Below are 18,692 nucleotides of genomic sequence, written 5' to 3' on the forward strand. Positions count from 1 at the left end.
GTTTGAGGGGAGGCTACCTGAAAGTGCTGCTGAAGTTTTCAGGTAGCCTTATTCTATTATTCTTCGTCTGCTTCTTCGCTGGGCGGATAAAAATCCTGCTGCCGCACCGGTTCGCCTTGTTTGAGCTCGCACAAGCCGCATGTCGCCAAACTCTTCGCCCACGCCGCGCACGAAGAAATGTATACGGGGGAAGGTTTGGGCGATGTGGGCGAACAAAGTCGATAATCAGGCCAGAATAGAGGCCGTTGAAGCCAGCCTCCATCGGTTGATTAACAGCGGCTGCTACATCATCCAGCACATCGGGGTGGATATCCATTTGCTCCAGCCATTTTTCGGCCACAGGCAGAATATCGTCTACCGACAAATTGCCTTGCACATAGTTGCTATCGTCCCAAGTACATTCAACGTGGGTGTAGTAGCTCATAGCGGATCCCTTCTTTATTTTCAGGTAGCCTTTTGGCGCAGCAGGCTACCTGAAAAATGGGTGTTTAATCCTGCCAGCCGCCTAGAAGCGATACCAATTCCTGCAGCAGAGTGGAGAACGCTTCGGCCATCAGGATTTGCGAGGCAAAGGCCAGGCTGGCGGCATCGTCGCCGTGGCTTTCGGCTTCTTCCTGCAATACGTCTAAATACTGGATGCGTTTGAGAGTGAAATCTTGGGTGAGCACAAAGGCAATCTGATCACGCCACACGAGGCCGAGCTGGGTAACGGTTTTGCCGGTTTTTACGTGTTGCACCACTTCATCGGCGGTCAAGTCCTGTTTTGACACGCGCACGGTGGGTGCGGCATCGCCTGTGCCTTTGAGTTCACACATATCATCGAGCTCAAAGCCGCCGCCACATGCGCCGGCGAGTAGCCATTCGGTCATCAGGGAGGAGGGCGATTGTTTGGTGTTCGGCAGCTTGGCCTCGAGCCCGCCCAAGGCTTCGCGCAGCTTGGCCAGCAGGTTTTCCGCACGGGTGGCTGAGGCTTGGTTTACTAGCAGGAAGCCGCTGCGCGTGTTGCACACGGCCTGCGTTTTGCTGCTGCGGGTGAAGGCGCGGGGCAGCAGGTCGTCCGTAATTTGCTCTTTGAGCTCCTGTTTTTCTTTACGCCCCACAGTACGCGCTTCGGCTTCTTGGATTTCGATGATTTTGTCGTCCAAAATCTCGCGGATCACGCCGGCAGGCAGCACTTTTTCGGATTTCTTCAGCGCCACGCTCCAAGTGAAATCGGCGGGAAACACCAATTCCGGCGAAAACCCTTCCGGTGGGGCAAAGCCTTCGCCAAACCAGTCCAAACCCTGCGGCGGGGCAAATTCGGCCTCTTGCAGCTTGGAGGACAAGGTTTCCAAATCCGGCAGTTTGTCTTTGTTTAGGGGATAAAAGCTGACTTGTTTAAACCACATTTTGCTTGCTGTTTCAGTTTGTTTCAAAACGCGGCATTATACTGCCAAGCAGGCTTAGAAAGCTATTTGGAACGATGATTACTAAGACCGGCAAGAGAAGAAAAACCAAAGTGAAAACGGGGGAAGAAGAGTGGTGCTACACCTACAAAAATCTGAGGGAGGTGCTTATGGCAGCCTGAAACGCAACCTGCCGTATCTGGGTGATTTTGCAAAGAGTAAGGAACTGATGATGCCTAACGTTATCAATATATTGGAGAGAAAATTTAGTGAAAATAAAGGCTAAAATCACTATCAGGCTGGGATGAAATTATGTACTAAAAGACTATTTATAATAATTTTATTTTATGGCTAGAGAAAGGACAAAAGAGATGGAAAACCCATCCTTTTGTCCATTGAACTAATTTTTCATACAATACGGCAAGCCGCAGTAGTGCAGAATCAGGCAAGGCTAGCTAATGCTCCCAGTAATTTTAAGTATCCTCCCATATAAAAAAGCCGTCTGAATAGTTCAGACGGCTTTGCTACTACTACAGCCTTAGAAAATCTCGCGCCAAGAGATACGGCGGATTGAGGGGGTTTCTGGCAAGTAAACTTCGTGTAAGTTCACATTACCCTGGCTATCTTTTGTTAAGAGCAGCAATTTACCGTCGGTTGTTTTCAACAAGAGAGGAGAACCCACTGCATTCAGCTGTTTGCGGTATGAGGAGCCGTTAAAGTTGCCATCGAAGAAGCCTCTCAAGCCGGAGCCAGTTACCGCATTCAGCGGATAAGTATAACCAGAAGATTGAATTACGTTACAAGATAAAGCCGGGTTACTACCATCAATGAAAGTATTTACAATCAAATATTTACCTCTCTCCAGGTAGGGGTTGTAAATTACTTGCTCATATTCAACTTTGCCATTGATAGTTACTCGAGTTAAGTTTAAATACCAACCTGATTTGGTATTCCAATCAACGTTCATATTACTCAACTGATCTTTTTTACCACCTTCATGTATTACTTGTGCTTGCATTTGGCTATGATTTACTTGAGCCACAGTGGTTCCAGCAGCAGGATTAAAAGCCAAAGCCGTTTTGTCGCGGATACCATAGATACTTTGTTGGCCGGTGGCGTAAGTGGTTTTTGTACCCAAGTAACCCTCTTTGCGCATGCCTGTACCAAAGTTCAGAATAACGTCGCCAGAAGCACCATTTCGTCCCATGCGAGTTACAATAATTTTGGTGGAAATTGGTTGAACAGGGGGGGCAGTAAAGAGCTTCTGCGGTTGCACAGTCCAATCATTACTATTTTGGGATAGAAGGTTAAAGCGCCACACATTGCCTTTTATGTCACCTGCATAAGCATAATCGTAAATGTTGTCCCCATCCAAATCCACAGGGGTAACATAAGCAATACCGTTGGGAGCATCAGGTGTGCCTGCTTCTCCCGTACTGATGAATTTGAAAGAAGGCTTACCAGTACTTTGGTTGATGGACATTACATAAATACCAGCCGGACCGTTGGAGGCGGTACAGTTACCGTTAGCAGCATCAGTGGTAGAACACCAGCCATTACCGAACACAGCGCCCCAGTTGCCATCATGGAAACGGCCGAAGACGGGTGTGCCGTAGGTGTTACCCAAATTGTTCCATTCTCCTCCGGAAGAGCGAGACCATTCGCCTATTACATTGGATGCATTGAAGGAATCGGGGTTGGTAACATCCAGAGCATAGATGGTATCGCCACCGGCTCCCAAGCCACCCATAACCCAAGTGTGCCATGAGCCTCCGTAGAACACGTCTCCAGTGCCTACAGGGGCATCGTTATAGTAGTTGTGGGCATATTGTGGGCTGAAGAGATCCAAGCCTGCATTGGTTTTATTGTGAATCCGTGATAGTACAGCACCGGGGATGTAGGCAAACATTTCTTGACCGTCATTGTTTGCGGTCTGGAATTGCCCGGCTGCGTTATAGCTACCGCTGCGGAAGGCATGCAGGAAACCGTCATTCGAACCCGCATACACAATATTGGTGCGTGTGCGGTTCGAATTGGCAAAGGTGGTGTAAGGTTGACCATTGTTTTCCTGCATGGCTGCACCTAGATAACGCGAATCGCGCCAACGGGGAGCAGATAGATAATTCTTGTTATTCGGATACCCTAACCATACCGGGCTGGAGTTGATGATATCGCCTAACAGTTTTTTGCGGGGACGGAAGACGCCGTTGGGCTGACCGACTTCCCGGCTTGTATCGCCCTTCAGATAGGCTAATCTGGCTTCGCCCATGCCGGCAGGCTCACCAGGGGATGACAAGGCAGCCTGTTGCGAAGGACTGATGTTTGACCACTCCAATGCGGCACCCGCTGTACCAGTCCAAGTAAAGAATTTACGCACGGGCTGTTTATTAACAATTCGGTTACCTTTTCTCTCGCATGGGCCGCCGGTTAGAACGCACGCAGCATCCCAGTTGGCACCAGGCTGCACCGCATAAGTTCCATTGGGTTTACGGAGAATGTTTTGTGCCGTTAAGTTGCCATACCAGTGCACTTTGTTGAAGAAAGATAGATAAACCTGTGAATCAGATGCTAATTTTGCATCAGGCAGATTTACGTCTGCAGAACCTTCAGATTGAGTGGCCGGGGTGGCTTTGAAGCACAAGACTTCGTGGTTGTTATGAGCGCCACCTGTTGCCCCCATAAATCCAAAGCGGAAACTTTTTGGCAATGGACCATTTGCGGCCACAATATCAAAATCTGTCATTACCGGTTGGAAGTCACCACCGTTATAGCTAATCCATACACTAGCTTTGCCGTTCGGCGTGATACGGATTTTATATAACATTGGAACTGCTTGGTCACGCGAACGGGCAGATTCTGTGGCAAATCGCCGAGGTAGTTGTTTATGGGCAAAATACTGATAATTATATAATTTTAATCTTGGATCTGTTGCTTTATCACTTAATACAAGAGCCCCTTGGCCTGAAGGCAGGTATGCGGAATCAATGGTTAATTGACCGGTTTTGCATACATTGACAAATCTACGATAAGACGGAGCATTAATAGCCCACTGCCCGAATCCAGCTTTAGAAGTCCATAAGTTAGTCCAGTTGTTTTGTACGGATGCAGGTACAGTACCCCACCCAAACTTAGTATAAATCTCCTGCAACAAATGTTTACTGATATAGGTATGATTAATGGAGCCCGCACCGCGAATACCAATCGTATTTGGCAACCGTTGGCTCAAGCCTGGCGCACCAGTAGTAGTATTATCATGCTTGTAAACAAAGTTACCCCACTCATCAATACCGATACCCATGTATCCGCCATAAACACCACTAAAAATCGGGTTTTCATTGGTACATGAATAACCAATTGAACCCCCTGATGCCCCTAACGTAGCCGGTTTACTACCATCGGCCAAGAAGAAGGTCATGCCGTCGGCACCACTACCGCCCCATGTGTAGGTAATAAAAGTAATTTCCACACCTTCTTGGGTGCCAAAAGTGAAATCTGAAACAATGCCGCCAACTACTTGGTTTTGCGCAGGAGTTAGGCGCAAGACTCCTTTGCCCAGATTATCTTGAACCCCAGTACATCTAGGAGGAGAGCCAGCAACTGTAGCTGTAGGTTTGGATGATTGAGTTCCCGCAGTCAGACAAGCGCTATTAATTACTGTGGGTGAGGGAGAGGACGGATCCCAAGGATTTTTAAAGCCATCGCCCGGCAGCGGCATCAACCATTTATTAGTAGTTGTTCCGCCGGAAAAGTTTTCTTCAATTACGCCGTTAAAAGGGGTATCACCATGCACTTGTGGTATATAAACCGCCATCAGGGCGGCTACCAATGCCTGATAAGTCGGGGTGATTCTTTTTCCGACGTTGGCTTGCTGTTTTCTCGTTGTGGTTTTCATTTTTAAAACTCCCGCGGATATATATAGACACCGTGTAAGCCCTAGTCTTACTGGGCGAATTCGGCGCGTCCTGTAAACACGTTATATTTTGATTGATTGAATTTTTGTTAAATTTAGCCAATAACTGCCATACCGAGAACGGAATGCGCTACCTTGTATGGCAAGCAATTTCGATACCATGCTGCTTGCGGATAGAAGGATTAACAAATTTTTAAAAATAACTGGTACATAAGTAGTATGATAAAGCGTTCTTGGTCTTTTTGGCAAGTTGGCTTAAATTAGGAAACTTGTAAGGTATAGAAAATCAGGAGGATTGGGAGATTGCCTGATGGCTTGGGAAGTTTACGAACCCGCTTCACCCACCGGCTGAGGCTTGGCGGGGTTGTTGTTGCAATAGTTTGGTTAATAGGTAACTTTTCTGGTTATCTGCTGTTTTTGCCTTTCTTGGGCGTCAGGATTTTTTGTCCATTGCCGGAGAGCCTGAGTGTTGTGGTTGTTTATTGAGTCACTCTGACCTGTGGGTTTGCCCAATTTGCTGTTAGCAAACGGCGTATGGCGGATATTGCAAAGATTGCCTGCCGTTGTTTGTCAGAAAGGGCGGGGTGGAGAGGCGGTGAACAGGTTGCCTGAAACCATTCTTACCGGTTTTGGGCAGCCTTGATTCTTGATTGCCAGATAGTGCCGAGTTCAAACTGTGCCAATCGGGCGGCATCGACATTTGGGGCACCAGGGTTCATTTTTTCTCCCCAAAGGGGTTTCAGGTAGCCTCATTCAAGTGTGGAGGCTACCTGAAAAATGCGGTGGCAAGACGTTTATCGGTTGCTGCTGTTGTAGCGTTGCAGGCTGCGCTGTACGGGGGTTTTGATGGAAGCGCAGTATTGTTCGTGGTCTTTGCCTGCAGTTTGGCTGTTGAGGAAGGCGCGGGCTTCGGCTTTGCTCACCAGACTTTCGCAGCTGCCTTGCTCAAACTGTTTCATAGCGGCGAAGAAGGCGTTTTTATAGCGTTCGTCTTGGGCGGCGGTGCTGTCGCAGGCAAAGGTGTGGATGGTGATTTGGAAACCATCTTTCAGGTAGCCCAGGCATTGCTGTTTGCTGGCTTGGACGGGCTCGGCTTGGGCAAGGGCGGGGAGGAGAGTGGCAGTAAGGAGGGCTAGGGTACGGAGTTTCATTGGAGGAGTTCCTTGTATGTGGCTAGGAAGAAGAGGCTACCTGAAAATTGCTTTTCAGTTTTTCAGGTAGCCTGTGAGTTATTTGACGTTGCGGTAGCGGTGGGCAATGCTTGGCAGTTCGTCTTTGACGGCTGGGCAGAACAGGCGGCTGGTCTGACCGAGCCGCTTGAGTTCAAGATTGATGGCGGCTTGGGCTTCGTCTTCGCTGACGATGTCTAGGCAGCTGTCGTGCTCAAATTGGGTCTGGGTGTTTTTGAAGGCGGTTTGGTAGCGCTCCTCGGTGGCGGCATCGGGACGGCAGGCCTGGGTGAAGGCGGAGAGGTTGTTGCCATCGACAACGTAGCGCAGGCATTGGGCTTTTACGGCGGCGTGTTCGGCAGCTTGGTTGCTGTCTTGCGGGCTGTTGTCTTGTGGCTCGGGGTTAGGCTGCGGGCGCTCTTGGGTGTAGGCAGCTTGTTCGTTATCTTGCCGGCGGGTTGGCCGGCTGTGCCGGATTGGGGATTGGGTGGCGTTGTGTCCGGTATCGCGCTGCTGGCGGGCGTTGGTGCGGGTGTTGGCAGGTTTTGTTTCCTGTTGTTGGCGTGAGTGTGTACGGCCGTTAGCAGGCTTGTTGTCGTGCTCCCTGCTTTGGCTGTTGCGCCCGCGGGCGGGTTTGGCATCCTGCTGCTGACGTGAATTGGCGCGGCCGTTGGCTGGTTTGTTGCTGTCTTGGGTTCTGTTTTGACTGTTGCGGCCGTGCTGGGGTTTGTTGTCTTGCGGTTTGGAAGATGAGTTTCTGCCGGAGGAGGCGCGCTCCTGAGACCTGCTCTGCGCGGGTTTGGATTGGGATGCACGGCCGGATGAGGGTTTGGCGGGAGCGGCGATGGCGAGTGCGGGAAGGATGGCGGCGAGGGTGGCGATGGTTTTGAGTTTCATGGAGTTTGCTTTATGGCGTTGTGGGAAATGGGTTTGATGGGTTTCAGGTAGCCTGTCAGCTATTTGGCTGCCCCCTAATCTACCGGATTGGGCGCGGGAAGGCATATATCTGGCTACGGCCGGGCAGGATGTCGAATCATAGCGCAAGGCAGATGAGAAGGCGATAGTTATGATGGCTGTGTCCGTTTGAATTTTCAGGTAGCCTTTAAATTATTCTTGCCGCTGCCACAACACAAATGCCTCGTGCTTCTCGCGCGGGCGGTTGGCGCTGGCGAGTTCGGCGGCATCGGGCACGGATTCATGGCGCAGGGTAGCGACGAAGCGGCAGTTTTCGCCTAAGGGATAGCGGCCATATTCCTGCCAGGCGTGGCGTACCACAGCGTGCTGCGCGGAAACGCAGGCATCGGCCGGCAGCTCGGCTTCCAGCCGCCGCACCACGGGGCGGTAGCTTTTGGCCGCATCCAGCCAGGGCAGGAACAGGGTGAGGATGAGCGACCAGCACAGCGTGAGCCCGGCCGCCCAATTGGTAACCGCCTGCCGGCCGCGCACATATTTGCGCGTAATCGCCAAGAGCCACACCGGCGTGAACAATACGGCCACGATAACCGGGAAGTAATCGATATCCCGCTGATAATACGGGCTGAAATAAGCTGCACGTTCAGCCAGCTTGGCCGGCCAGCCGAAGTTCATGGCGAAAAAGCCGAGCCACACAAACAGCGCCAGCGAGCCGAACGTCATGATGCCGAACCAGTTGAAAAATGCCGCCGCGCCGCGCCGCAGCTGGTCGGCCTGTGCCGCTGCCGCCAACACCAAAGGCGGCAACAGCAGCATTAAATTGTCTTCCATGTGCTGCGGCGAGGCGGCCAGCACGAGGCCGAACACAGCCAGCCAAATCAGGCACAGGCTGTTCCAGCCCTGGCGCGGCAGGCGGCGTTGGCGGTAGAGCGTCCACAAGGCCAGCGGCCAGGCCGGGAAGGCAAACCACAGCAGGTTTTTCAGATAATAAGCGGCGGAAAAACCGAAATCCAAGCGGGCAAAGCCGCCGAACGGCGCGAGCGCGTGATACCGCCACCATTGCAGGAAGGCCTCGTGCGACAAACCATTGAGCACCAGCGGCCATACAAACAGCAAAGGCAGCGTCAGCCCTGCCGCCGCCAGCAGCGTGAGCCAGAAGCGCTTATTGTGCCAATGTGAATCCAGCAGCAACAGCGCCGTGGTGAGCATCACGCCCAACAGCGGCAGCAGGCTACCTGAAAGCGACAATACCGTCCAACCCAAGAGCGTGAGTACAATCGCCTTCACCGTTTTCTGCCGCGCCATCGCCAGCGCGTAGAAACTCAGGCTTAAGCCGCACAGGGTAACGATTTGCCCGCCGATGAAGTGGCTCATCATCAGCAGGCCCGGGCAGCCGATCAGCACCAGCACCGCCGTACGCCCGTTGCGCCGCCCCAAAAGCATCCGCCCCGCGCCGCCCATGGCCGCGAGCGACACCGCCGCGAGCAAGGCGTTCACCATGCGCACCGCCTCATACGGCGGCAAATGGCCGAACAGTTTCAAAAACAGCAGGGAAAGCCACATATACAGCGGCGGCACATCCCAAAACAGCGCCCCGCCATCCTGCGGCAGCCACCACTGCCCGCCCTCCGCCGCCTGCCGGATAACCGCATACACCGAGATTTCGTCTTGCCACAAATCGTGCGCAAACACGCCCGGCCACAGCCAGACAAAAGCCAGCAGCAGCAAGAGCCAGGGCCGCTCGTAAGTGGGCGGGGCGGGGCGTTGCTTGGGCGGAACGTAGGTTAGCATGGGATGTTTGGCAGGAAATTCAAATTGGGCGCTATTGTATAGCAAAGTGCGGGGTGGGGGTGGATAGGCGGGAGGCTACCTGAAAATGGAGCGGCTACGAAGTGAACATATAGCAGAGCAGGGTGGTGCTGTGCTGCCGTTTGGCTGCGTTTACCGGCTTTCAGGTAGCCTGCCGGGTTCAGTTGGCGCGGCGCAGGTAGGTGGCGAAGCGGGGAGTGCCTTTGGCGGTGAAGCCGCGGTATTTATAGGTGATGTGGCTGCCGATTGGCGGTGGGTTGCGACGGTCGGCGTCTTTGAAACCGGAGCCGATGCGGAATTCGCCGGTCTCGTTGCGGCAGGACACGGCGCCGAGCAGGCCGGTGTTGCGGCCTTTGCCTTCATGGTGGTCGGTAACGGTGCATTCCGCGTCGTGCGCGCTTTTGAGTTTGAGCAGGTTGTCGCTGCGGCCGCCTTGGTAGGGGATATTGGGGTTGCGCAGCATCACGCCTTCGCCGCCTTGGGCTTCGATTTGGCGTAGGAATTGTTGGGCATGGGCGGCATCGCGCACGGGAGTTTGCGGAATAACGGCGATTTTGGCCTGCGGGTGGGTGGCGAGGTGGCGCTGCACGAGGGCAAGACGCTGATACAGGTTGCCCGGGGCTTGCGGTGCGTCGAAAACGTGCAGCTTGATGCCGCTCCAATCGCCGTTGGCGCTGCGGACGGCGGCGGAAATCTGCTCGAATGCACCACGCCGGCTATAAAGCTCGCCATCGAGCGGATAGGGCGGGAAATCGCGGGTGAAACCGGCGGGCGGAGAGAAGGGGTGGCCTTGGCGGCTGATGAGTTTACGCCCGTCCCAATAGGCGCGCACGCCATCAAGCTTTTCGCTCATCGCCCAGCCGGCAATGTTTTGGCCGCTGTATTCTTTGGCCAGGATAAGGTTGGGTGCGGCGTGCAGGGCGGGGGCGAGCAGAAGGACGGCGAGAAAGGGGAGGAGTGATTTCATGGCGGTGCTTCGCTTGGATGAGATAGTTAAGGCTACCTGAAAATGTTGGTTTTGGCGAGGCGGAAAGCCATTTTACAGTTTTCAGGTAGCCTGAAAGGGATATACGGCAGAAAACGCCTACCAATGCCTTGTATGGCCGGAATGGGGTTCTCAGGGTGCAGGCTGCTTTTGGGCGGCCTGCTGCCATGCAGTTACCTGCTCGATAAAACCTTGTTTCTCGGCATTATCAGCAAAAATGCTGTGCGGCAGGACGATGAACGCGCTGCCGAAAATCAGGAGGATATCGCCCTTTACGGTGTGCACGCTGTCTAAAGTTGCCCAGCCGAACCATGATTCGTGCTGCTGCGGGTAAATTTGGCGGCAGCCTGCGCTGTCGGCGCTGAAGCGGCTTTCGTGCAGCAGGTAGCTGCGGCAGTAGATATATTTCAGGATTCGGCGGTTGAATATGCTGCTGATAATGCAGATCAGGAGAAAGCCGACTGCGACGATATTCACCGCTGTTGTGTTGGCATGTATGATGGAGCCGAGCGTACCTTCGTCTAAATAGCATTCTTCCAGCAGGGCAGACAGTTGGGTTTGGTTGTGGAACAGCAGAAAAGACATCGCCAACACAATAATGAGGAGCGGCAGATAAAAGCACAGCAGCGGCGAATATTTGCGCGGCGCGGCTTTGTTGTAATACCTCATCTGGGCATAAGCGCCTTTCAGGTATTCCTCGGGCGTGGGCGGCACGGTGTAGCTGTATGTTAAGGGTTCGGACATGGGGTTCTCTGTTGGAATTTCGTTTATATTTGTTTGATTCTTAATTGATACCCACAGGCTACCTGAAAGCGCGGTTTCAGCGCAATTTCTGCAAAAACGGATTAAATGCGATTTCCCACAAAAAGCCGTCTGGATCGGCGAGGTAGCCGCTGTAGCCGCCCCAGAACACTTTCTGCGGGGCTTTGATGATGTTGATGTTTTTTGCGGCAAACCCGGCAAACAGTGCGTCCACTTCGGCTTCGCTGCCCACGTTGTGCGCCAAGGTAAAGCGAGGAAAGCCGCTGCTTTGTTCCGGTATTTGTGCGTCGCGCGCCAGGGCGGCTTTGCCGAACAGGGCGAGCAGTAGCGCGTTCCCGGCTTGGAAAAAGGCAATATTCTCGTTGCTGTCGGCTGTTTCCTGCCAGCCGAATACATCCCGATAAAAACGGCGCGATTCGGCAAGGTCGGCCACGCCGAGCGTAATGTAGTTGATGTGTTGTTCCATCGGTTTTCCTTTTGGCTGGAAGAGATATTGAGAGGCTACCTGAAAAGCGGTTCTGCGTTTTCAGGTAGCCTTTGTCATGCCGCGCTTTACGACGAGGCGAAGGCTTCAAACGGCACGGCGAGCAGGGACTCGGCGCCTTGGCGGATGCGTTCGGCGCAGGCGTGGGCTTGGGGTAGAACGTAGGCGAGGTAGGTGCGGGCGGTGTGCTGCTGGGCTTGGCAGAATGCGCTGCCGAAGCGTGCTTCTGCGTTGCGGGCGGCGAGGAAGTTTTGCGCCAGGGCGGCCGCGCCGAGGGTGAGGGAGATTTGCTCCAGATAGGCGGCGGCGTTGAGGGCGGTGGCAGCGGGGTTGGTCTCGTGCTGCTGCACGAGGAGGGCGGTGCTGCGTTCGGCCAATTCAAGGGCGCGCTGGAGCGGCTCGGCAGTGGCGGGCTCAATGGCGGCGAGCTCGTTGGCAGTCTGCTGGGCTTCGGCGAGCAGGGTGCGCACGAGGCTGCCTTTGTCGGACACGGTTTTGCGGGCGAGGTCGGCGGCCTGCACGCCGTTGGTGCCTTCGTAGATGGCGGTGATGCGCACGTCGCGCACGAGCTGGGCGATGCCAGTTTCTTCGATATAGCCTGCGCCGCCGAATACTTGCATGGCGAGATTGGCGAGCACCGTGCCGTTGTCGCTGCACCAGGCTTTAACGATGGGGATGAGGTAGTCGAGCCGGCCTTTGGCGGCTTTTTTGGCGGCGGGTTCGGGGTGTTGGTGCGAGGCATCGAGCGCGGCGGCGGCTTGGAGATACAGGGCGCGCTGGGCGGCGATGGTGGCTTTTTGCACCAGCAGCATGCGGGCGACATCGGGGTGGTGGATGATGGTGAGCGGGGTGCCGTCGGGCGCGCTGCCCTGCACGCGTTCGTTGGCATAGGCCAGAGCGAGCTGGTAGGCGGCTTCGGCCACGGCATGGCCTTCGATGCCCACGCCTAGGCGGGCATGGCTCATCATAGTGAACATATAAAGCAGGCCGCGCCCGGCTTTGCCGATGAGGTAGCCTTCGGCTTCGTCGAACTGCATCACGCAGGTGGGGCTGGCGTGGATGCCCATTTTGTGTTCCAGCGCGATGGCGCGCACATTGTTGTGCCCACCGATGCTGCCGTCGGGCTTGATTTTATATTTGGGCACGATAAACAGCGAAAGGCTTTTCACGCCGGAGGTGGTGCCGGGCAGGCGGGCGAGCACGAGGTGGATGATGTTTTCGGTGAGCTCGTGGTCGCCCCAGGTGATGAAGGTTTTCTGGCCGCTGATGCGGTAGCTGCCGTCTTCCTGCGGCACGGCTTTGGTGGCTACTTGGGAGAGGTCGGTGCCGACTTGCGGCTCGGTGAGGTTCATGGTGCCGCTCCAGAGGCCTTGGCTCATTTTGGGCAGGAAGGTTTGCTTCTGCTCTTCGGAGCCGTGGCGCATGATGGCTTCGATGGCGCCCACGGTGAGCATGGGCAGCAGCGAGAGGGCGAGGTTGCCGCAGTAATACATTTCTTCGCACGCGGCGGAAATCACGGCGGGCAGGCCTTGGCCGCCGTATTCGGCCGGGGCGCGCAGGCCGGGCCAGCCGGCTTCGCAGAAGGATTGGTAGGCGGCGGCGAGGTCGGGATGGGTGACGACTTTGCCGTTTTCCAGGCGCGCGCCGTGCAAATCGCCGGTGCGGCCGGTGGGCAGGAATACTTCTTCGCTGAACTTGGCCGCTTCTTCGATGATGGCGGCGGCGGTGTCTTCGTCCAGGCCGTTTTCGGCATACCATTGGGCGATTTCGGCCAGGTTGCCGTGGGTTTGCAGGGCGAATAAGAGTTCGTTTACGGGGGCGCGGTAGGACATGAAAGGCTCCTTTGTAGTAGGGAAAAGATACGGGCTAGCATAGCAAATCCGCGCGGGCTTGGGTATGGCGGGCGCGGGTTTTGTGCGGCGGGGCTGATGGGCGGCAAAAGGTTGGTTGGAGTTGGAGGCTACCTGAAAACCTTTTTCTTCTCGCTGTGGGAGAGGCGGCAAGCCGCAGGTTTGCAGCGTTTGAACTCCGTTGAAGCGTGCGTTTCAGGTAGCCTTCAAGCAGCGGGATAGATGTTTACAATATCTTGTTTTTTGTTACAATCCGATCAGCGGCAATACCCTTATTCCCCTTTCCAAACAGGAGCGGCAAGATGAAGCAAACCATGATGAACACGGCAGCGGGCGTATCGGTGGCAGTGCTATTGGGCGGCGCGGGCTTGGCTTGGGCACAGAATTTAGATCCACACACCAGAGCAGGTATGCAGACGGATGCAGATAATGCAGCCCGTGCAAGAAGAGGAGCAACACAACAGCCGATCAACCGCGGCCCCACCGCCGCCGAAATACGCGCCTGGGAGCAGCGCGAGGCGGAGGTGCAAGCAGAAATCGCGGAACTGCGCCGCACGCCGTATTGGATGGCTTTGGCTTGGAATCCTGATAAAAATACCATAGCATGGCCTGGAGGATTTAGTTCAGAGCAAAGGGCTATTGAACGCGCAAAAGAAATATGTGCCTCTCCCAATTGCCACATTATTGCCACCTTCAACAATACCTGCGCGCATTTCGTCAGTTCAGTGCCAAGACCGCGCTCGGTACGGGATTTCTTTGTGGCCTACGATCGTGACGGTAATCGGGCAGAACAAAAAGCCATTCAGGCCTGCGAGGCGGTGCATGGCAAGCGGGAAGACAGATGCTTCTCCTCCCTGCTGCGAACGCCGCATGGGAAAGGCATTTTCTGCGTGGGCTACGATTACAATCTTTACAATCAGCGCTAAAACCTGCCGTTTGAGGCTGACAAGGCTACCTGAAAACAGGAAAACCGTTTCAGGTAGCCTTTGCTTAGGGCTTGGGCACAAATTCTGCCTGTACGCCGATTGCCTGCAGTTCGGCGAGGTGGTTTTTCATGTGTTTCCAGATGCCGCTGCAGTACACGAAGGGCGGGGATTTGCTGAGCGCGAGCGCTTGGGCGGTGTTGAGGCCGCGGTGTTTTTTCAGGCCGGCGGCGAGGCGGGTGCTTTGCCGGCCGGGATGGGAAACGATGATGTCGCCGAAAACGTAGTCCGGATCGTTGGGCGGGGTGGCGCAGCGGGCGATTTCGGCAGCAAGGCGCTCGTGTTCGGCAAAGGATTTTTGCACTTCGCGCCAGAAGGAGGCGGCGGTGTTGCAATAATCGGCGATGTATTGGGCGGCGGCTTCAGGGCTGCGGGCGGCGTGTTGCCAGATGTGTTGGATATGTTGCGCCAGCTCGGCCAGGCTGCCGGCGATGGCTTCGGGTTGCATTTGGTCGTGCCAGGCAAAGTAAACGGGAAAGCCTTTTGCGGCTTGGTTTAAGTCGATGATGAAGGGGTCGTCCATGGCGTTGAGGGCGAAGACGTATTGGCTGGCGGAGAGAGGGGTGTTTTCTTTGTAGTAGGGATCTTGGAAGGCGGCTAAATCGGCATTTTTAGGGAAATGCAGGGGAAAATAGCCGTTGTTGTCGGGCTTGGCTTGGATGGTGGCGATAAAGCTGGCGAGGGCGGGCGGGAAGAGGAGCATGGCGGGTGAATGCGTGAGGAAGGGGGGGCGGGCTGTTTTTCAGGTAGCCTAATGGATGGAGGCTACCTGAAAAATGGCAGCTTTGCCGGCGTTTTGTGCGTGCTCTTTGCGATATTCTCAGGTAGCCTTTGGTTTGCGCGGCTAGCTCAAACGCTGAGTAGCGGCACGATAATCGGGGCGAGGAAGGAGGTGAGGATGCCGTTGAAGATCAGGCCGAGGGTGGCGTAGGCGGCGAAATGGCCGCTGATTTCCAGGCTGGCGGCAATGCCGATGGCGTGCGAGGCCGTGCCCTGTGCGATGGAGTGCGAGATGGGGTTGCGGATGTGGCTGTGGCGCAGAATCCAGAAGCCGATAAACTGGCCGGTGAGGCCGGCCAGCAGCACGGCGGCCACGGAAACGGCGGGGATGCCATCTAGTACGTGGGTAATTTCCAGCGCAATCGGCATGGTAACCGATTTGGCGGCTAGCGACTGGCTCACGTCGTGGCTGGCGCCCAGCCAGTGGGCAAACAGCACGCCGCTCACAATCCCCACCACGCTGCCCACCAGCTGCGAGGCGGCAATCGGCAGCCATTGGCTGCGGATGCGCGGCCACTGCTGATACATGGGGATGGCCAGACACACGATGGCCGGCTGCAGCCAAAAGCCGACCATGCGGCCGGTTTGCATGAAATCGTCGTAGCGGATGCCGAAGAGTTTCAGGTAGCCTATTACCAAAAGCGTGCTCACCATCAGCGGGTTGGCCAGCGGGCTGCCGCTGCGCAGGCGCAAAAACAGGCTGAGGCGGTAGAGGCCGAGCATCATCAAAATCAGCACAATGGGGTTGGTGGCGATTTCCCTCATTTGTGTTTCCTCAGTATTTCATGCGTTTTCGCGCTGGAGAGCAGCACCAGCACGCTGCTGGCTACGGTGGCGATGGTAATCGACCAGAAATCGTGCGCCACGATGGAGAAATAATCCATCAATGCCACGCAGGCGGGAATCATCAGCAGCATCATGTGCTGCATGAGAAATTCGGTCATTGGTTTAAACCAGGCTTCCTTCACCCAGCCGGCTTGGAGTAGGCCGAACAAAATCAGCAGGCCCACAATGCTGGCAGGCAGTTTGAGGTGGGTGAGGTGTAAAAGCACTTCGCCTGCGGCTAGGCAGGCGAAAACGATAATGAGTGCGCGTAACATGGTTGCTTGCCTAAGAGCAATGTTGGAAAGGGCGAATTATAGCACCGTATGGGCGCTCAGAAGAGATGAAGGCTACCTGAAACCTTTTCAGGTAGCCTTCATCTCTACAGGTAGCTTTCATCTCTATTTGAAAAAGGGCGGATTAGTAGCCCAAACGCTGGCAGATGGTGGAAGACAATCCGGCCTGGTTGAGGGTGTAGAAATGCAGGCCGGGGCGCCGTGGCGCAGGAGGCGGCCGCACATTTCGGTTACCACGTCCAGCCCCAAGGCTTTGATGGAGGCGGTGTCGTCGGCATAGGATTGCAGCTTCAGGCGCAGCCAGCGCGGAATTTCGGCGCCGCACATATCGGCGAAGCAGGTGAGTTTGGAGAAGTGGGCATCGGCATTGAAGAAAAACTGGGTGATGGCGGAATCGGCGCTGGCTTTACACTTTGTGCACGAAGCTTTGGATGTTGTCTTCGGTGTTGAACGATTGCAGGTGATATTCCGAGTAGGCAGCCACTATTAGATTGGTTGCGGGTGATTTTCTGTTTTTGCGGCCTTCAGGCGTGCGGGTGGGGAAAATTCGAAGCCGAGAGTATTGTGTTGCATGATGGTGGAGAAAATGAATGCGGAAGTAAAGACGATACGGTAGCGGGGATTTAGGCAAGGGAGGCGGATTGAAAAATCGGCGTGAGTAGATGATAAGGAATCCATGTTGAGGGATAGGCTACCTGAAACCGTTCATCCGAAACGGAGTGAAGCGTTTCAGGTAGCCTATACCATTTTTTACAATCTGGAAACCTAAATCAAACAATCCCCACCGATTGATCAGCTTAGCCATTTTTCTGCCGTTGTGGCCACAATCGTTCGCGCCACAAGCACCGTGTTTAGTTTAATAAGATGGAAATCAGACAAATAAGGCTACCTGAAATTTAGCTTCGCAGAAACTCCGCTGCACTGTGTTTTCAGGTAGCCTACTTTTTAAGCAATCACTTGCAAATAATTAGTTCTTGCTCTGATCCACCAGTTTGTTTTTGGTAACCCAAGGCATCATGCTGCGCAACTGTGCACCCACCTTTTCAATCTGGTGGGCGGCGTTTAGGCGGCGGCGGGCAGTCATGCTGGCGTAGTTGGTGGCGCCTTCTTGAATGAACATTTTGGCATATTCGCCGCTTTGAATGCGGTACAGGGCTTTTTTCATCGCTTCTTTGGTGGCAGATGTGATGACTTCTGGGCCGGTAACGTATTCGCCGTATTCCGCGTTGTTGGAAATGGAGTAGTTCATGTTGGCAATGCCGCCTTCGTACATCAAGTCCACAATCAGTTTCAGCTCGTGCAGGCATTCGAAGTAGGCCATTTCGGGCGCGTAGCCGGCTTCCACCAGGGTTTCAAAGCCACATTTCACCAGTTCGACCGCGCCGCCGCATAATACGGCTTGTTCGCCGAACAGGTCGGTTTCGGTTTCTTCGCGGAAGTTGGTTTCAATCACGCCGCCCTTGGTGTTGCCATTGGCTGCGGCGTAGGAGAGGGCGATGTCGCGGGCTTTCCCGCTTTTGTCTTGATACACGGCAATCAGTGAGGGCACGCCGCCGCCTTTGAGGAACTCGCTGCGCACGGCGTGGCCTGGGCCTTTGGGGGCAATCATTACTACGTCTAAATCGGCACGCGGCACGATTTGGTTGTAGTGCACGTTGAAGCCGTGAGCAAAGGCCAATACGGCGCCCTGTTTCAGGTTGGGCTCGATTTCGGCGCAGTATATGGCGGGCTGGGATTCATCCGGCAGCAAAATCATCACCAAATTGGCGGCTTTGGTGGCCTCAGCCACGGTACGCACGTCGAAGCCGGCGGCTTCGGCTTTGTTCCAGGAGCCGCCTTTGCGCAGGCCGACAATCACGTTTACGCCTGAATCTTTCAAGTTGGCCGCGTGGGCGTGGCCTTGCGAGCCGTAGCCGATGATGGCCACGGTTTTGCCTTTGATGAGGGAGAGGTCGGCATCTTTATCGAAGTAAACTTGCATGTGGATTCCTTTTTTGGGATTCGGTTAAACAAGGTAGCCGGCGCGGCCGTTATGCAGTGCGGCGGGCTGGCAGGTGGACATAGCGGTGGCAGGGAAAGGCACCGTCGCATGTATTTAGATGATGCATGCTACCCGAATTTTGACAAGTCGACAGCGTTTTTAGACAAGTTTTCAAAATAGGCTCGAGGAAAGGTAAAATGTAATGTTTTTTAGGCATATTGTCTAATTTGACCTCGTAGAAACTCCGCTTCACTACGTTTTCAGGTAACCTTATTAATGCTGTCTGAGCAAATTTTTCAAAAAACCCACACCATGAGCTGCCAAGAGCTCGGCCTGATTTTCCTGCTCGCCGGCGTGTTTTGTATCTGCTTTGCCGGATTTCGGCAGTTGTATGTGATGATTACTGAAAGCTATACCCTCAATCACTTCTGATACTGTTTGCTCAGGTGGGTGCTCCAGTAGTCGGGCAGCTCCCGCCCGTGGCGGGCAAGGGCTATGTAACGAAGTATCGCATGCAGCAGGCCGCTGTTAATTGCGGGGATAGTCTCAGTTCAGTTATAGTTT

The 18,692-nt window shown here is 54.5% G+C and carries 16 protein-coding genes and 1 pseudogene; 2 read left to right on the plus strand and 15 right to left on the minus strand.

Annotated features, from left to right (window positions below; translation table 11 throughout):
* Positions 1-13 precede the first annotated feature (13 nt).
* The 10 genes from A7P96_RS08965 to A7P96_RS09010 form a co-directional block, all read right to left on the minus strand.
* Positions 14-424, minus strand: coding sequence for a hypothetical protein (locus A7P96_RS08965; protein WP_067526448.1), 411 nt, complete (start codon positions 422-424; stop codon positions 14-16).
* A gap of 64 nt (positions 425-488) precedes the next feature.
* Positions 489-1,388, minus strand: a complete 900-nt coding sequence (locus A7P96_RS08970; protein ID WP_067526450.1) for a recombination-associated protein RdgC — start codon at positions 1,386-1,388, stop codon at positions 489-491.
* 535 nt (positions 1,389-1,923) lie between these two features.
* A complete protein-coding gene (locus A7P96_RS08975; protein ID WP_082887967.1) occupies positions 1,924-5,277 on the minus strand; it encodes a PilC/PilY family type IV pilus protein in 3,354 nt (1,117 codons plus the stop codon).
* An 812-nt stretch (positions 5,278-6,089) separates the two neighbouring features.
* Positions 6,090-6,446 carry a hypothetical protein gene (locus A7P96_RS08980; protein ID WP_067526453.1) on the minus strand — a complete coding sequence of 119 codons (357 nt, stop codon included), beginning with the start codon at positions 6,444-6,446 and terminating at the stop codon, positions 6,090-6,092.
* Between the two features lie 78 nt (positions 6,447-6,524).
* Positions 6,525-7,361 carry a hypothetical protein gene (locus A7P96_RS08985; protein ID WP_067526455.1) on the minus strand — a complete coding sequence of 279 codons (837 nt, stop codon included), beginning with the start codon at positions 7,359-7,361 and terminating at the stop codon, positions 6,525-6,527.
* Between the two features lie 210 nt (positions 7,362-7,571).
* On the minus strand, positions 7,572-9,167 hold the full coding sequence (locus A7P96_RS08990; protein ID WP_067526804.1) for a glycosyltransferase family 39 protein: 1,596 nt from the start codon (positions 9,165-9,167) through the stop codon (positions 7,572-7,574).
* Positions 9,168-9,345: 178 nt separating this feature from the next.
* Entirely contained in the window at positions 9,346-10,152 is an 807-nt protein-coding gene (locus A7P96_RS08995) for a DNA ligase (RefSeq protein WP_067526456.1), read from the minus strand.
* Positions 10,153-10,302: 150 nt separating this feature from the next.
* Entirely contained in the window at positions 10,303-10,914 is a 612-nt protein-coding gene (locus A7P96_RS09000; RefSeq protein ID WP_067526457.1) for a hypothetical protein, read from the minus strand.
* A gap of 76 nt (positions 10,915-10,990) precedes the next feature.
* On the minus strand, positions 10,991-11,398 hold the full coding sequence (locus tag A7P96_RS09005) for a VOC family protein (RefSeq protein ID WP_067526459.1): 408 nt from the start codon (positions 11,396-11,398) through the stop codon (positions 10,991-10,993).
* Positions 11,399-11,484: 86 nt separating this feature from the next.
* Positions 11,485-13,248, minus strand: coding sequence for an acyl-CoA dehydrogenase (locus A7P96_RS09010; RefSeq protein WP_067526461.1), 1,764 nt, complete (start codon positions 13,246-13,248; stop codon positions 11,485-11,487).
* Between the two features lie 320 nt (positions 13,249-13,568).
* Here A7P96_RS09010 and A7P96_RS09015 point away from each other — a divergent pair, with 320 nt between their 5' ends.
* Entirely contained in the window at positions 13,569-14,192 is a 624-nt protein-coding gene (locus tag A7P96_RS09015) for a DUF4189 domain-containing protein (protein ID WP_067526463.1), read from the plus strand.
* 64 nt (positions 14,193-14,256) lie between these two features.
* Here A7P96_RS09015 and A7P96_RS09020 read toward each other — a convergent pair whose 3' ends face one another.
* The 5 genes and pseudogenes from A7P96_RS09020 to ilvC all read right to left on the minus strand — a co-directional run bounded on the left by A7P96_RS09020 (position 14,257) and on the right by ilvC (position 18,128).
* Positions 14,257-14,952, minus strand: coding sequence for a hypothetical protein (locus tag A7P96_RS09020; RefSeq protein WP_067526465.1), 696 nt, complete (start codon positions 14,950-14,952; stop codon positions 14,257-14,259).
* Between the two features lie 146 nt (positions 14,953-15,098).
* On the minus strand, positions 15,099-15,794 hold the full coding sequence (locus A7P96_RS09025; RefSeq protein ID WP_067526467.1) for an LrgB family protein: 696 nt from the start codon (positions 15,792-15,794) through the stop codon (positions 15,099-15,101).
* Complete coding sequence (locus A7P96_RS09030; protein ID WP_067442780.1) at positions 15,791-16,129, minus strand: CidA/LrgA family protein; 339 nt, start codon at positions 16,127-16,129, stop codon at positions 15,791-15,793. The genes A7P96_RS09025 and A7P96_RS09030 overlap by 4 nt, the downstream gene beginning before the upstream one ends.
* 142 nt (positions 16,130-16,271) lie before the next feature.
* Positions 16,272-16,631, minus strand: a pseudogene (locus A7P96_RS10470) (methylenetetrahydrofolate reductase); the annotation flags it as partial.
* A 483-nt stretch (positions 16,632-17,114) separates the two neighbouring features.
* Positions 17,115-18,128 (minus strand): ketol-acid reductoisomerase, encoded by a 1,014-nt coding sequence (gene ilvC, locus A7P96_RS09040; protein WP_067526471.1) that lies wholly within the window; start codon positions 18,126-18,128, stop codon positions 17,115-17,117.
* Positions 18,129-18,404: 276 nt separating this feature from the next.
* On the opposite strand from ilvC, the gene A7P96_RS10860 reads away from it, so the two are divergent.
* Positions 18,405-18,560, plus strand: a complete 156-nt coding sequence (locus A7P96_RS10860) for a hypothetical protein (protein WP_156496318.1) — start codon at positions 18,405-18,407, stop codon at positions 18,558-18,560.
* The last annotated feature ends 132 nt before the right edge of the window (positions 18,561-18,692 follow it).

Origin of the sequence: Eikenella sp. NML03-A-027 (genome assembly GCF_001648395.1) — a bacterium.
Classification (GTDB): Bacteria; Pseudomonadota; Gammaproteobacteria; order Burkholderiales; family Neisseriaceae; genus Eikenella; species Eikenella exigua.

Bases quoted from the DNA above. Each gene is read 5' to 3' on its own strand.
- A7P96_RS08965 (WP_067526448.1), bottom strand. From the start codon at position 424: ATGAGCTACTACACCCACGTTGAATGTACTTGGGACGATAGCAACTAT.
- A7P96_RS08970 (WP_067526450.1), bottom strand. From the start codon at position 1,388: ATGTGGTTTAAACAAGTCAGCTTTTATCCCCTAAACAAAGACAAACTG.
- A7P96_RS08975 (WP_082887967.1), bottom strand. From the start codon at position 5,277: ATGAAAACCACAACGAGAAAACAGCAAGCCAACGTCGGAAAAAGAATC.
- A7P96_RS08980 (WP_067526453.1), bottom strand. From the start codon at position 6,446: ATGAAACTCCGTACCCTAGCCCTCCTTACTGCCACTCTCCTCCCCGCC.
- A7P96_RS08985 (WP_067526455.1), bottom strand. From the start codon at position 7,361: ATGAAACTCAAAACCATCGCCACCCTCGCCGCCATCCTTCCCGCACTC.
- A7P96_RS08990 (WP_067526804.1), bottom strand. From the start codon at position 9,167: ATGCTAACCTACGTTCCGCCCAAGCAACGCCCCGCCCCGCCCACTTAC.
- A7P96_RS08995 (WP_067526456.1), bottom strand. From the start codon at position 10,152: ATGAAATCACTCCTCCCCTTTCTCGCCGTCCTTCTGCTCGCCCCCGCC.
- A7P96_RS09000 (WP_067526457.1), bottom strand. From the start codon at position 10,914: ATGTCCGAACCCTTAACATACAGCTACACCGTGCCGCCCACGCCCGAG.
- A7P96_RS09005 (WP_067526459.1), bottom strand. From the start codon at position 11,398: ATGGAACAACACATCAACTACATTACGCTCGGCGTGGCCGACCTTGCC.
- A7P96_RS09010 (WP_067526461.1), bottom strand. From the start codon at position 13,248: ATGTCCTACCGCGCCCCCGTAAACGAACTCTTATTCGCCCTGCAAACC.
- A7P96_RS09015 (WP_067526463.1), top strand. From the start codon at position 13,569: ATGAAGCAAACCATGATGAACACGGCAGCGGGCGTATCGGTGGCAGTG.
- A7P96_RS09020 (WP_067526465.1), bottom strand. From the start codon at position 14,952: ATGCTCCTCTTCCCGCCCGCCCTCGCCAGCTTTATCGCCACCATCCAA.
- A7P96_RS09025 (WP_067526467.1), bottom strand. From the start codon at position 15,794: ATGAGGGAAATCGCCACCAACCCCATTGTGCTGATTTTGATGATGCTC.
- A7P96_RS09030 (WP_067442780.1), bottom strand. From the start codon at position 16,129: ATGTTACGCGCACTCATTATCGTTTTCGCCTGCCTAGCCGCAGGCGAA.
- ilvC (WP_067526471.1), bottom strand. From the start codon at position 18,128: ATGCAAGTTTACTTCGATAAAGATGCCGACCTCTCCCTCATCAAAGGC.
- A7P96_RS10860 (WP_156496318.1), top strand. From the start codon at position 18,405: ATGCTGTCTGAGCAAATTTTTCAAAAAACCCACACCATGAGCTGCCAA.